General features: G+C 49.0%; 9 protein-coding genes. 5 read left to right on the top strand and 4 right to left on the bottom strand.

The annotated features are described in order from the left end of the window. Window positions 1-524 precede the first annotated feature (524 nt). A complete protein-coding gene (locus tag CWB99_RS21185) occupies window positions 525-2621 on the top strand; it encodes a winged helix-turn-helix domain-containing protein (RefSeq protein ID WP_138551018.1) in 2097 nt (698 codons plus the stop codon). Between the two features lie 162 nt (window positions 2622-2783). Here CWB99_RS21185 and CWB99_RS21180 read toward each other — a convergent pair whose 3' ends face one another. Next, window positions 2784-4889 (bottom strand): TonB-dependent receptor plug domain-containing protein, encoded by a 2106-nt coding sequence (locus tag CWB99_RS21180; RefSeq protein WP_138551017.1) that lies wholly within the window; start codon window positions 4887-4889, stop codon window positions 2784-2786. Between the two features lie 76 nt (window positions 4890-4965). Between CWB99_RS21180 and CWB99_RS21175 the strand changes: the two genes are divergently transcribed. Beyond that, window positions 4966-5367 (top strand): MerR family transcriptional regulator, encoded by a 402-nt coding sequence (locus tag CWB99_RS21175; RefSeq protein ID WP_138551016.1) that lies wholly within the window; start codon window positions 4966-4968, stop codon window positions 5365-5367. A 91-nt stretch (window positions 5368-5458) separates the two neighbouring features. Here the strand turns inward: CWB99_RS21175 and CWB99_RS21170 are convergent, their stop codons facing one another. Beyond that, window positions 5459-7129 carry a hypothetical protein gene (locus tag CWB99_RS21170; protein ID WP_138551015.1) on the bottom strand — a complete coding sequence of 557 codons (1671 nt, stop codon included), beginning with the start codon at window positions 7127-7129 and terminating at the stop codon, window positions 5459-5461. Window positions 7130-7434: 305 nt separating this feature from the next. Between CWB99_RS21170 and CWB99_RS21165 the strand changes: the two genes are divergently transcribed. Both CWB99_RS21165 and CWB99_RS21160 read left to right on the top strand, forming a co-directional pair. Then, the gene (locus CWB99_RS21165; RefSeq protein WP_138551014.1) at window positions 7435-8115 is read left to right on the top strand and encodes a hypothetical protein; all 681 of its coding nucleotides are present in this window, start codon (window positions 7435-7437) and stop codon (window positions 8113-8115) included. Next, window positions 8064-8519 (top strand): acyl-CoA thioester hydrolase/BAAT C-terminal domain-containing protein, encoded by a 456-nt coding sequence (locus CWB99_RS21160; protein WP_138551013.1) that lies wholly within the window; start codon window positions 8064-8066, stop codon window positions 8517-8519. The genes CWB99_RS21165 and CWB99_RS21160 overlap by 52 nt, the downstream gene beginning before the upstream one ends. Before the next feature lie 369 nt (window positions 8520-8888). On the opposite strand, the gene CWB99_RS21155 is transcribed toward CWB99_RS21160, so the two are convergent. Together CWB99_RS21155 and CWB99_RS21150 are read right to left on the bottom strand one after the other, a co-directional pair. Then, window positions 8889-9857, bottom strand: a complete 969-nt coding sequence (locus CWB99_RS21155; RefSeq protein ID WP_138551012.1) for a WD40 repeat domain-containing protein — start codon at window positions 9855-9857, stop codon at window positions 8889-8891. A 192-nt stretch (window positions 9858-10049) separates the two neighbouring features. Then, the gene (locus CWB99_RS21150) at window positions 10050-11237 is read right to left on the bottom strand and encodes an NAD(P)/FAD-dependent oxidoreductase (protein WP_138551011.1); all 1188 of its coding nucleotides are present in this window, start codon (window positions 11235-11237) and stop codon (window positions 10050-10052) included. 371 nt (window positions 11238-11608) lie between these two features. Here CWB99_RS21150 and CWB99_RS21145 point away from each other — a divergent pair, with 371 nt between their 5' ends. Continuing rightward, complete coding sequence (locus CWB99_RS21145; protein WP_138551010.1) at window positions 11609-13714, top strand: S8 family peptidase; 2106 nt, start codon at window positions 11609-11611, stop codon at window positions 13712-13714. The last annotated feature ends 1123 nt before the right edge of the window (window positions 13715-14837 follow it).

Here is a 14837-nt window from a genome sequence, read left to right as displayed (position 1 = left end):
GGCTCGCAGGCCGGGATGACAGGGGCACTGGACGGGATGACAAGACGCTTAAGCTGGTTGACGACTAAGGGGCATTAGGCGCAGAGCCGATGAGCCAAAACCATAGAATCGAGGAATATTTCCCACCTTCCTTGTACGCCAATTACAGCCATTTATTGACCAAAAACTGCTATTCCGTGTCCCCTTTCTCCGTCATCCCGGCCTCCGAGCCGGGATCTACTCACCAGCTACACAAAAGGTGAGTTCACTCAGATACATACAGCCTCATATTACTCTCCTCAGCACTTGAGCCGTGTTTTGGATGGTTCCCCGGCTCGCAGGCCGGAATGAAGCGGCATAGCTGACAAAGGGGTCGGGATGAGGCGGCACAGCAAAAAGGCTTTACTCTGGCGTATACCCATCACATAACTGTCTACTGCAAAACAATGTCACAAATTACAGGTCAGCGTCTGCTGCTGTGCACCTCGACAGTGCAGGCATTGCACCGTACACTCAATGCCGGATTCAGGCAGTAGCAGGTTACAATGACACAGACACGATTCTTTATTAATGCGTATGAAATTGATTTGTCGCGCTCTGTGGTGATCCTGGATGGCGAGCAAACCCATGTAGAACCAAAAGTGTTGCAGGTCTTGCTGCTACTCGCACAACGTCAGCGTGAGCATGGCGAACAGGTGGTCACCCATCAGGAGATAATGAGTCAGGTCTGGCAAGGTGCTGAAGTGGTGCCCAACGCCCTGCAACGCTGTATTGCCATTTTGCGCAAAGTACTGGGAGACGACGCCAAAAACCCCACCATTATCGCCACTCATCCAAAAATAGGGTATCGCCTGATTGCTCCAGTGCGCTGGACGGAGCCCTCGGTTGAGACGGTAACCAGAGTAACTCACCACCCCTATTTTAAAGCATCAAAACTGGTAGTAAGTACTCTCTTACTGATTACTTTATTGTATCTGCTCTGGCCCGAAAATCAAGGCCCTGAATACACTCACCTGACCCCAGTAACCCACACGGATGCTCATGAATCACATGTTATTTTTAGCCCCGATGGCGACTACCTGATCTTTAACCGCTATGCCGGCAGTTGCACCAACCACCTGTGGGCCAGACATATTAGCAGTGGCAAAGAGCATCAGCTCAGTCACACACCTGGGCAATATGGTGCAGCAAGTTTTACCCCCGACGGCCGCGAGCTGGTGTTTGCCGCCAAAGCAGATTGCAACCTTGAGCGCGATAAGGTCGACACCCAGTCCTGCTGGACGCTGGCTTCACTGGACTTTGCGCAGGCACTCGGTCAGCCGCAATCCATTAGATCACGTTATCTGTGCAACCATACTCAACCTCATTTTCCCAGAGCACTGCCCAATCACGTTTACGCCTTCTTACAACACGAAACGGGTCAAAGCCAGCTGGTTCAGTACAACGACTTAACTAAGAGTATCAATACCTTATTCTCCACCAAAAACGAACATCTTTACCACTTTGATTATCATGCGCCCAGTCAGCGCTTTGCCTTACTAAGCCAGGACAAACAGCTCAATCACATACTGAGGATTGTGGATAAAGAGGCGCAGGTCTTACACCGCAATCAAATCACTCTGCTGACACATATGGACTCGAACACCTATTTGCCTGGTCGGTTTACACCCGACGGTAACACTTTGCTAGCAGTCAGCAACGGCCAGCTGTACACACTGAGCCTCGGGGGTAAGGTAAGCCAGCTCTCGACTCCGGCCAGTCATCTTCTCTTTGCAGACAAACATCCAATTGATCACACTCTGGCAGCCATTCACGGTGGTAAAGACATCGATATTGCGCACCTGCTGCTTAGCAACGCCCCCTCGGCCGACACAGCCGCAGACATAAATCACGATTTAAACGCCCGCGCCCTGCCCTACCCCAGCCTGTCGCGCACGCAGGCGCAGGAGCGGCAGGCTCAGTTTTCACCCGACGGCCAGCACATTGCTTTTGTGTCCAATCGTAACGGTACTGATCAACTCTGGGTTTGGCAGAACGATCAGGCAATTGCGCTGAGCGATGCCAGTGTAACGCATCCAATCCACGGGTTTGTGTGGTCAGCTGATGCAAAACAATTGCTCTGGGCACAAGGTGGCACACTTTATATCTCGGACTTGTCTGGCCGACAGCAGAGCCTGAGTACAACATTACCGATTCATTACGTTCAGACATGGGGTAACCCGGAGCACTTGCTGGTACTGATCAACGACCCCGTGCCCGGCGGTTTGTATCTATATGATTTAGTAAGTAACCAGCTGACAAAATTGGGGGTAAACGGCGTACACCGCGCATGGCAGGCTAATAAGCAGGTCTACTACAGTGACGCTCTGGGTAAAGTAAAACGCTTCACACTAGGTGAAAACCCTGCTCACGCCACAGCGCTTTCATCTCTGAATGGGCGCGCAATGGTGATCAAAGGCGGGCATATCTTCAGCGTTGACCAGAGTAGCCTGACGCTGAACCAGTTCGATTTAAACGGCACTCTGATTAAATCACTTCGTACACTCAAGCCTACCGCCTGGAAAATAAGCGACGTGCATCAGGCGCAGCTGTTGCTGGAACAGTTTATTGGTATTGAGCAGGAGCTGGTGCTGATTGACTAAAAGCAACAGCCCTTTTCACAGTCTTCCATTCTATTGCACCTTGACCTCTTCCCGTCATCTAGAGTCCCCTTATCCGTCATCCCGTGCTTGACACGGGATCCACCAAAAAGCCACTTGGTTTATCAGCAAGGGACACCATCCACAAACAACTGCGTCTGGGGGTTAATGACCAAACTTAATGCGCACACCGGCATTAACAATAAAACCATCGTTGCGCGACCAGATATCCGTCGTCCACTGACCACTGACTGCCTGCTGTGGTAACAACAGCGGATGCTCGTCGGTTTGTTTTACATCCAGCAGGTTTTCAAAGTTAATAAACCAGCTGTAACGCCCGGTGGTGATCTCCCCCATCAGGCCCAGGTGCCAGTATGGGTCGGACTCAGTGACAAACGGGTTAGCATTCAGGCGCTGCGGCCCGGTGTAGTAGGCTTCGAAGCCAGCGCGGAAGTTACCGTGCTGCTCCCACATGGCGACAAATCCCGCTGAGTGTTTAGGCGTGAGCGCAATCTCTGTACGCGTCTGACCATCCACACTTTGGGTTGCATCCAGGTATAAATAGCTGGCAGTCAGTTTTACGTCGCGCCAGTAATAACGTAGCAGCACTTCTGAGCCACGGATCTGGCTCTCACCCAGCGCATTGATCAGGCGTACCTGAGTGGGTTGCGAGCCATCCGGTGTTGGCACCACCTCCAGCTCAGTCACGTTATCCACATTTGAGCCGAACAGGGTCAGACTGGTTTCAACCGAATCAAAAGTATAGGTAAAGTCCAGCGAGGCGGTTTCGGCCTCTTCCGCCTGCAATTCACCTATCGGTGCCAAACGCGATAAGCCCGCCGCTTCGATGTCTTCCACAAAAGGCGTTGGCGCAAAGTAGCCCTGTGCATAGGAGCCGCGTACCGTCAGCTCACCCGGACGATACAACAAGGTGACCCGAGGACTGAACTGAGTACCATATTCATTGTGATCGTCCACCCGTGCACTCACCGAGGCGGTCAGCGTATCGCTCAGCGTGTGATCCAACTGAGCGAACAGGCCTGGCACTTCATAGCGATAATCAAAGCTCGGAAATGTCTCAGACTCAAACACATCCGACTGATAGGCCACGCCCAGTAGCCAGTCGGTTTTTTCGTTGTACCCACTGACACTGGTTTCAAACAAATAGCTTTCGTGCTTGTCTTCTTCCAGTACCAGACCAAAGCCGTGCTCATGGTTTTGTATCATGGCCGATGAGCGTGCATGCAGCGTAAGCGTGTCGGACATCGGCTGGCTATAAACAAATCCACCGTCCAGACGTTCTGAATCCTGCGTTTGCACATACGGATTGCCATCCGCCATGGTAAAGCCATCTTTGGTTCCCCCCGTGCGCTGTTCGGTCATGGCTCCGGCCGTGACATACAGAGTTTCACCCTGCTCTCCTTCCCAGAACAAACGCGGCCGTGCTGTGTAACGTTCATACCCGGCCAAATCGAACCAGCCATCGTTGTCTATGTCTTCGGACTTCTGATGATGGGCACCCAGCGTCAGCGAGCCTTTCAGGTCATCACTCAGCGGACTTTCGATATAAGACGTCAGATCCTGGCCATCGCGTGTGGTCAGATTCAACAGCACCTCGCCCTTGAACTCGTCGCCCGGCTTACGAGAGATCAGGTTGATCACCCCGCCAAGTGCCGAGCCACCATATAAAGACGACGCCGAGCCTTTGATGATCTCAACCCGGCCCAGATCCGTTGGTGGAATTTGTAACAGGCCAATCGACGCTGCCTGATTACCATACAGCGGCAGGCCATCGGCCAGCAGCTGAGTATAACGACCATACAAACCCTGCAATCGAATATTGGCACTGCCCAGCGCAGGCGACGTGGTTTGCATGCGCACACCACCGGTTTCGGCCACCAGCATAGAAATGTTACCCGGGCGCATTGCCGCCTTTTCTTCAATTTCTTCGTGGTTGATCAGTTCCACCCTCACCGGCTGCTCATCGGCAATACGGCCAGAGCGCGTTGCCTGAATGACGATTTTTTCCATCTCATGACCGTGGCCGTGCTCATCATGGTGCTCACCTTCTGAGTGTGCATCATGGTCCCCGTCTTCATGCTTTTCTTCAGCATGGGACTCATGTTCATGATGCTCAGGCCCTGGCGCAACCAGCGCAGCACTCACAGCAGTGGCCAGCGGACTCAGCGGCGCCGCCACACTCACCGACATCCCCAGTGATAAACAACTTACAGATAAAACCAAACCGGCAGAACGAAACGTATCAGACATAACTATTTACTTGACCCTCAGGACAGGAATAAATGATACTGCGGATGCTAAAGGTTACAGCGACTGGAAGGTCAATATGAAAATCAGCGAACTTGCGACGAAATCCCAGATAAATGCGAAAACCATCCGCTATTATGAACAAGTTGGTTTACTCAGCGCACCACAACGCGCCAGCAACGGTTACCGCCACTACCAACCGGGCGACGTAGACACCCTGATCTTTATCCGCCGCTGCCGCGAGCTCAACATCCCGCTGGACGACATCAAACGCCTGGTAGAAGTACAAGCCGACCCCAACGCCTCCTGCGCCGTGGTCGATAAAATCATCGCCGAACAACTCGCCCAGGTACAACGCGCCCAGCGCGAACTCGCCCTGCTTGAACAATCCCTGCAAACCCTCGCCTCATGCAGCGCCGAGCAGGTAGAAAAGTGTTCGATTTTGCATAAGTTGAAGGCGCGGGAAGAGGCTGAAAAGTGATATAACGCTTTAAGTTATCATCACTAAAATGTGTAACCTGGAAGTTCAGGCCATACTTCAAAGGTAAGGCCTGAAACATGGCTCATGTATCTTAGCTGACTTTCACAATCACCCTTGCCCTGCCATCTTCTTCAACAGCAATTACCTGGCCAATACAATCCATATATTCGCTAAAAGATAAATCTGACTTACGCTTAGCGACAACACCAATCCCGCCATTTGCATCTACAGGCACTAAATAGGAACCGGGCTCCGCACCAATGATATTGACGGGCACCTGTCCACAGAATGCGATTCTGTCTACCTTTTTCCTTTGTGCTTCAAGTTGCTGTAGGTGCTGTCTCTGCTCTTCTTCCGTATAAGCTTCAGGCAATGGTTTAACGCCATTTTCATGCCAGTTATCTCCACCTACAAATGAAGGGTTGGTCGACTTTACTACAAAGGATACGGCCTCATGCCATTTGTCGGTAAGCTGCCCATTGCTATCAATACCACACACATCGCCTTTACGTATGTCACCGCAGGTCTCATTCTTAACCATATACTCGGCATAATCTCTGCCATCCGTATTGATTGTGCCTGACACATTGATAGATCTCTTGGTCTCGGAATGGCGTCCAAGCTTTAAGGCTGCGCCCTGCCAGTTAGGGGAATAGTCATCAACAGTGTAGAAATAGCCTTTATTCAGGGCGAGATAGGCACTGCCTTGGGGGGCGTTGTGCAAAGTAGTCACCTTGAGCATGTCACCCGTCGGGTTTGTGGCAAGTTTTATCCCTTTACTCTGGCCCTGTATGTTATTTTCCAGAACAATTTCAGGTGAGGGGAAACGCTTCACATTATCGTACTGATTGTAACCTGGGCCATTTTCATCTGTTGCTATGACACGCATCCCACCAGCAATATCCATCGGGTATTGAGGGTTGCGCCTTTGAATACCCACATCACCCGTATTACCACTCATAACAAAACGATAGACCAGTAACCCCTGCTCTTGACTCCACAAGTTTTTATGGAAAGACCTGTCACCATTCACAGTCCATTGCCAGATATTTTCGTCATCAATTCTAAATCCAATGGATGAAGAATCCACTGTGTCTGATCCCGTCTCTTCGGCTATTTTATGTGCTTTTTGCTCATACTGTCCAAAAGACGCTTTAGTCTTTACATTTAAAATAAGCCCGGGGTGATAAGGTGCAGTGATATTTAGCTCATTAACCGGGACACCATCTGGATAGCCTCCATAGGGGTGGCTAATATGATTTAGAAATAGTACCTGTTCGCCTGCTGGACCCGTGTAGTTAACCGTCGTATTCTCCGGCCAGTCCAACAAATTAAAGTCCACAACTCCTGCTGCGGTTGTGCTCTTATTGACCGATATTCTTGAAGGGCCGCAGTCAACAACTTTTCTTTCTCCATTGTGGCTTTCCTGATTTGCAAACTCAAAAGCAGCATTCAGCCCTGGAATATTTGAACTAGCGCTAGTGTCTTGATGCCACATGGTTGCACCAAAATCCTTGGCATAAATTCGGTCTGTAAAGCGTTCACTTAACGCTCTGGGCGTGGTAGACGATACGCCACCCAAGGAGGACGTAACGGTGTACGAGCTGGCATCGATTTCGGTTGCAGTTTCTGATGCTTGTGACTTTCTCGAGCCCAAAATGGCTGCCCCACCTAATACAGGCAACGCATACATCATTTTTCGCCGCGATATTTCAACCCCTTCAGTAGGTGAAAAGATTTTTTTCAATTTATCTTTAGACATGTAATTCCCTATATTCCTTTTAATTAAAATTACCCAGGCAAAGGTAACTTTGCGATTTTAGCAATATTACGTCCCGTTTTTATAGAACACAGGTATTTAAAATTAAAAAATAAATAGCGGTGAATATCTGCGCTAACTCGTACTACTGGAGCAATCCTTACAACCCCTCGCCTCATGCAGTGGTGAGCAGGTAGACCAGTGCACGATTTTGCATAAGTTGAAAGCGCCCGAATAAGCTGAAAATTGCATGAAAGTGTTATAACCTCGAGATATACAAGCCAGATAACAATAACAAAGTGCCATTGATGCCACGACTATCGATTTACCTGCTTTTCAGCCTGTTTTGCCTGCTCAAGACACAGCCACTATTTGCACAGCTCAATATTGACCACTCTGTAAATAAACTTATCCTGCCGCTGGAGCAACCGGTTGGCACGCATTACATGCATTTTGAGGACTTAAACCGTCACAACCACAGAACACAACCAAACGCGCCCAGACAACTTGGTGTACGATTTTTCTACCCCACCAAGCTAACCGCCAGCACCCAGAGATTACCGCTGTTAAGCAATCAGTTTTCGCGCTCGCACAGGCTGATTTATGATGAAGACGCAGATATGACCTATATTGCTCCGCTGAGCGCAATGACATGGAACATTGCCGCAGAGAGTGAAATACAGCTGTCACACAGCGCTTTACCCCTGATCATTTTTTCCCACGGTTATTACCTTAATCCCGAGTTGTTTACCATCATGGCTGCATATATCGCCAGTCGGGGATACCTGGTCGCTTCCATCAATCACAGTTTTGGCTCGGATTATTATCAGCCGCCCAATTCAAAAGCGATAACAACGATAGAGCTGCCTTCAGACGCTCTGGGCATTGATTTACCCATGTGGTCAGCAGATCAGCGTTTTGTAATGGCTAAAAACACATGGATCACGACCCGCAAAGCCCGTTGTTCAATGCACTCAATGGTCAGGTAGGTATTCTGGGTCATTCTTACGGCGGTGCTGCGGCGTTTTATACCGCAGCAAAGGCACCCGAAGTAACCGCTATTGTTAATATGGATGGCACCGTATTTGGCTGGCAAGATATCACCGTAACACAACCTTTTATGTATGTGCAGGCAGACGAAGAATACTTCAGCGAAATCTTTATCAACGTACACAATAAGGGCTATTTAGCGCTGTTTGAATCGTTCAATCACGTCAGTTTTTCTGACATTGTGGTACTAAAAGACTGGCTAGAAAACGGCCTAAAAGACACGCCTCAATTCAATGCTATCCTGGACGTAGCCAGACTAAATGCCGCTTTTTTGAGCACCACTTTAATCACACCGAGGCCGCATTTGTGCCAGCTATCAAAAGCAAAACCCTATTTTCCGTAACACTCTCTGACTGCAACGCCAGGCATAACGATTCAGCAACGCCATTGCGCTGCCTGATACATCGAATTAAGCACTGGACACAACAGTTATTGTAATTTGGCAGGGAAAACGAAACAGTTCATGTTTAGCAAGCTTACAAGTAAACCCTCAGGTCAAGCGGCTATTGGTGCTGCTGATACGGCAAGAGACATCTCAAGACGGCAGCTTCCAATTTGAATTACAATATAAAAGTACAACGTTCTCTGGTCACAGACTTTTCTTTTCGAGTGCTAGTAATGCCATCTAAACCCGTGTCCGATTTTATTGAATCACAGCAAAATCAGCTTTTTGAACAATTTAAACGACATACCATTTTCCCCTCATATGGACTTAAAGTAGAGGCTTGATTGGCCAAGTTTCCACAACCCCATCATTTGTTTCACTGATGACCACTTGCCTGGATTCATCCATCGCGATGCTTAATACTGACGCTCGATCTCGGCCATCGACTTTATTCGCCATAAACTTTGCTATTAAATCCCCATCTGCAACGCGCCAGATCTGCACTTTTTGATTTGGCGAGGCGGTGAGTAACCACTGATCGTTGTTAATAAATGCCGACTGATTAAACTCTATGAAGTTGCTATATGTAGACAAAGAAGAGCTCAACTCTTGTGATTTTAAATCAATAAATTGACGAGCATTCACAGAGTCCAGTACGAACGCCATAGTCGCATCTGCGTTAAGAGAAACATGGTTGACTCTGGTTGAAAATTTATAAGACTGTAATTCTTTGCCTGTTTGTACATCCCACAATTTAACGAATTTATCGCTGGAACCTGTCATCGCAGTGCGCCCGTCAGCTGACAGCGCCACGGTATTTACATCTAAGTCGTGTAATGTGTGTTGTGTTCGACGATTGCTTCTGACATTTATTACTTCCGTTATGCCGCTTCTGTAGCCTAACAGTAGCGTTTCACCGTCGCTGGATATCCCTATATCTCTGATAATATTTTCACCGCTAGTCCACGCGCCTAACAGCTTACCCGACGTGGCAGAAAACAGGCTAACAGACAGCCTGTAGGATATATAAAACACACTTTCGTTGTCAGCGATACCGGTCAACTCAATATTGCCCTCAGCGATACAGGGAAATACTTTTTTATCTGAGATGTTACTCCACAGGCAAACGTCATCTTGCCTTGCAATGACAGACAAAGCACCGTTTCGAGATAGGTCTGACGATTGTACTAACCCTGAGCCATGTTTCTTTTGGGCACTTGCAGGTGTTTCAAAATGAGAGTCAAACAGGCAGCCCGTCAATAGCAATGACAAGGCCGTAACGGATATTTTTTTCATTTTTATAATCCTTTCAGTATTAGGCACTCAAGCTAATACTCTTTTTCCGTTTACACGTTCACAGCTAAAGTTGTTGCCCTCAGCATATTCCAGCAACTTACCTGATTGTAATGGTATAGTAAAATGGGACACCTAATTAGAAGATTAGATGACCCGCCTTAGCAGTATACAAACTTTATTATTACACCCTACCTAACACGCCTGTCCGCACGCCCAGCCGCAGCTCCACGCATATTGGAAGTTGTAGCCGCCGAGCCAGCCGGTGACGTCGGTGACTTCGCCGATAAAGTACAGGCCGGGGGCTTTTTTGGCTTCGAAGGTTTTGGAGCTGAGTTCGTCGGTGTCGACGCCGCCTAAGGTGACTTCGGCGGTGCGGTAACCCTCTGTGCCATTGGGTTTAATGTGCCAGTGGTGCAGGGCGTGGGCCAGCGTGTCGATTTCGCTGTGACTGAGCTGGTTGGCATTTTTTTCTGGTACGGTTTGCTCGTTGATTAATACCTCAACAAAGCGTTTAGGTAATATAGTACTTAGCAGGTTTTTCAGAGACTTATTACCCTGATCCTGACGCCATTCATGCAACTGAGCATGCATATCCGTCTCTGGCAGCAGATTAACAATCACCCCCTGCCCGGCGCGCCAGAACGAGGAGATCTGCAAAATCGCGGGGCCAGACAGGCCACGGTGGGTAAACAGCAGGTTCTCTTTGAAGCGGGTGCCATCTTCGCTTTGTGCGGTGCATGGCAGGCTTACACCCGCCAGGCCGTCGAAACGGGCTTTATCGTGGTCGTGCAAGGTAAAGGGCACCAGCGCTGCCATGGTCGGCAGTACTTTCAGGCCAAACTGCTCGGCAATTTTGTAACCAATGGGCGTGGCGCCCAGTTTGGGCATGGTCAGGCCACCGGCGGCCACGACCAAAGACTGGCAACCAAACACCTGCTCAGAGGTGGTGACAATATATCCGCCGGCCTCGGTACGTTCTACCTTAATGACTTCGTTACGCAGAAATACTTCAACCCCGGCCCAATCGCATTCGGTTAACAGGATGTCGACTATGTCCTGGGCGCTGTTATCACAAAACAGCTGACCCAGGGTTTTATGATGATAAGCCAGGCCGTGGCGGTCCACCAGCTCGATAAAGTCGTGCTGGGTGTAACGGCTCAGGCAGGACTTCACAAAATGGGGATTTGCGCATAAATAGTTCTGTGGCGTAGCGCCTTCATTAGTAAAATTGCAACGACCACCACCGCTAATGAGTATTTTTCGACCGGCTTTTTTGCCCATATCGACCACGGCGACGCTGCGCCCCCGATACCCAGCCTGTGCCGCGCACATCAGGCCAGCCGCGCCTGCGCCGATGATCACCACATCAAAGTTCAACATTGTATATTGTGTCCTGAAAAAGTTATGCGCTTATTGTATCAACTTATGCCCTGGAGGTGGAGTAATGCGATTATTTAGCAAACAAAGGCACATAATTTTATCACAACTAGTAATAAAATATTAACCATTTACAATCATTTACAATACTAACTAATTCATACTTCATACTGTAACAAATAATAATTACGCAATAAAAACAAAGAATTATTGTCATAATTGAACTATTTAGCCATCCGCTTATAACAAAAACAATAGTGTAAATAACAAAACAGCACTTTAAATAGTTTAACCAGTTCTTTACCTTCGATAACCATCTGCTTGCACACGCAAACAGAACAACAACAACAAGTAAGAAACTAGGAATCATAATAATGACAACACGCAACTTAAAAATCGGCGCTGTCGCGCTAGCGATGTCAGGCATGTTCGCCGCTTCAAATGCAATGGCTAACAACGTTGAAGCATTCAATAACAACGCAAACATTGCTCAACTGAGCCAGAAAATGCAAAGCCAGAACACAGCCGGTACCCAGTTCATCATAAAATATAAAGATAACAGTAATCAGCTTATGTCTATTTCTGGTGCCGACATGTCGCCAGCGATGATGAACTCGCGCGCACAAAGTTTCGTGAAGAACTTCAAAAGCAAGAAAAAATCTTCACTGAAAACTAAGTACGTTCGCAAAATGGCGCTAAGCAACCACCACGTTATGCGTGTTGATCAAAAGCTGAGTGCAGCTGAAGCACAAAGCCTGATGATGGAAATGTCTGCTACTGGCAATATTGAGTACATCGAAATTGACCAAATGTTACAGCCTTTCGCAACACCTAATGACCCGCGTTATTCGGATCAGTGGCACTACTTTGAAACAGCTGGCGGTATCAACGCACCAGCAGCATGGGACAAAGCAACGGGTAACGGCGTAGTTGTTGCTGTTCTGGATACTGGTTATCGCCCACACGCTGACCTGAACGCAAACATCCTACCAGGTTACGACATGATCTCTGATCTGTCTGTTGCCAACGATGGCGGCGGTCGTGACAGTGACGCACGTGACCCGGGTGATGCTGTATCACGTAACGAGTGTGGTTATACTCACAGTGCACGTGATTCAAGCTGGCACGGTACACACGTAGCGGGTACGGTTGCTGCGGTTTCTAACAACGGTGAAGGTGTTGCCGGTGTTGCTTACGACGCAAAAGTTGTGCCTGTACGTGTACTTGGTAAGTGTGGTGGTCTGACTTCAGATATCGCTGACGCTATCATCTGGGCTTCAGGTGGTTCAGTATCAGGCGTGCCTGCAAACGCAAACCCAGCTGATGTTATTAACATGAGCTTAGGTGGCAGCGGTGCATGTAGCTCTACGACCCAAAACGCGATCAACACAGCCCGTGCTAACGGTACAACCATTGTTATTGCAGCCGGTAACGACAACGATAACTCTGCAAACTACAACCCAGGTAACTGTTCAGGCATCATTAACGTTGCGTCTGTAGGCCGTAATGGTGGCCGTGCTTACTACTCTAACTACGGTTCAAACATTGACGTTGCAGCACCTGGCGGCGCGCAAAGTTTTGCGAATGACCCAGAAGGTATTCTGTCTACTTACAACTCAGGCAGCAACACGCCTTCAAGCGACAGCTATGCATATTCACAAGGTACGTCAATGGCGGCACCTCACGTTGCAGGTGTAGCGGCACTTATCAAGCAAGCGAAACCTTCTGCAACACCTGATGAAGTAGAGAGCATCCTGAAGAGCACAACACGTAGCTTCCCTGCAACATGTACCAGCTGTGGTACTGGTATCATCGATGCGTCTGCAGCGGTCGATGCAGCACTGGGCGGCACTGGCGGTAACGAGCTGGAAGATGGCGTAGCTAAAACTAGCCTGTCTGGCGGCGCGGGCAGCGAAACTTTCTACACCTTTGAGGTAGGCAGCGGCGTGAGCAAAGTAACCTTCACTATGAGTGGCGGTACTGGTGATGCTGACCTGTACGTACGTGCAAATGCTAAGCCTACTCAGTCAACTTACGACTGTCGTCCATACGAAGGTGGTAACAACGAAGTTTGTACAATTGATAACCCGTCTACTGGTACTTACCACGTTATGATGCGCGGTTACTCTGCATACAGCGGTGTGAGCCTGAAAGCTGAATCTGCAGGTGGTTCAACTGGTCCTGTTGAACTAACAGAGTCTAACCTGTCTGCAAGCACTGGCAACTGGATCCAGAAATCACTAGACGTACCTGCGGGTATGAGCAGCCTGACAGTAACTATCTCTGGTGGTACTGGCGACGCTGACCTGTTCGTTAAGCAAGGTAGTGCACCTACCAGCTCTAGCTACGATTGCCGTCCTTATAAAGGTGGTAACGCAGAGACTTGTACTTTCACTAACCCACAAGCGGGTACCTGGTACTTCGGTCTTAATGCTTACAGAACGTTCTCTGGCGTAACATTAAACGCAAAAGCTCAATAAGCACTTTCCCCAGGCTTTTTAATGAGGGCTAAACCTTAGGGTTTAGCCCTTTTTTATGGGTGATTTATAAACTCAGTTATGTCGCTTTATGCACTGACCCAGTCATTTCGAGCTCGACATAGGATCGACCTATCGGCGACGCCGCTAGATGGCATTACTCAGGCGCAACATACCACCCGTTACTATCTGTGGTATGTGTGTTGTATTTGGGATGGTTCCCGGCTCGGAGGCCGGGATGACGGGCTTGGTGTGCAGAATGACGGGCTCGGGATACGGATTGACGGAATACATCAAGTACTCCGTTGTCTAAGCTCTTGCTCCGTTGCCTTGTGCTTCCTCCCAGCCATCCCGTGCCCGACACGGGATCTACTCACAGGCGACTCCGCAAGATGGAGTTACTCAGATGCAAAACACCTCTCGTTACTCTCTGTGGTATTTTTGTTGTATTTGGAATGGTTCCCGGCTCGGAGGCCGGGATGACAGGCTTTGAGTGCAGAATAGCGGGCTTGGGATGCTGACAAGGTATACTAGATTCGCTGAGCGTATTGTCTTTTGGATGGTTCACGGCTCGGGAGCCGGGATGACAGGGTTTTGAGTGCGAAATAATTGAGTACATTATGCACTCCGTCATCTAAACGCCAGCTCCGTTGTCCTATGCACCCTCCCAGTCATCCCGTGCCCGACACGGGATCTACTCACAAGCGACTCCGTTAGATGGCGTTACTCAGATGCAAAACCCCTCGTTACTATCTGTGGTATTTTTGTTGTATTTGGAATGGTTCCCGGCTCGGAGGCCGGGATGACGGGCTTTGAGTGCTGATTGACGGGCTTGGGATACGGATTGACGGAATACATCAAGTACTCCGTTATTTAAGCTCCTGCTCCGTTACCGCATGCTTCCTCCCAGTCATCCCATGCTCGACACGGGATCTACTCACAGGCGACTCCGTAAGATGGGTTACTCAGATGCAAAACACCTCTCGTTTTTATCTGTGGTATTTTTGTTGTATTTGGAATGGTTCCCGGCTCGGAGGCCGGGATGACGGGCTTTGAGTGCTGATTGACGGGCTCGGGATACGGATTGACGAAATACATCAAGTACTCCGTTATCTAAGCTCCTGCT

The sequence above is a fragment of the Pseudoalteromonas rubra genome, assembly GCF_005887095.1.
GTDB classification, from domain to species: domain Bacteria; phylum Pseudomonadota; class Gammaproteobacteria; order Enterobacterales; family Alteromonadaceae; genus Pseudoalteromonas; species Pseudoalteromonas rubra_E.
The sequence above is the reverse complement of the archived record's forward strand: the minus strand, read 5'-3'. Positions and strand labels throughout refer to the sequence as shown.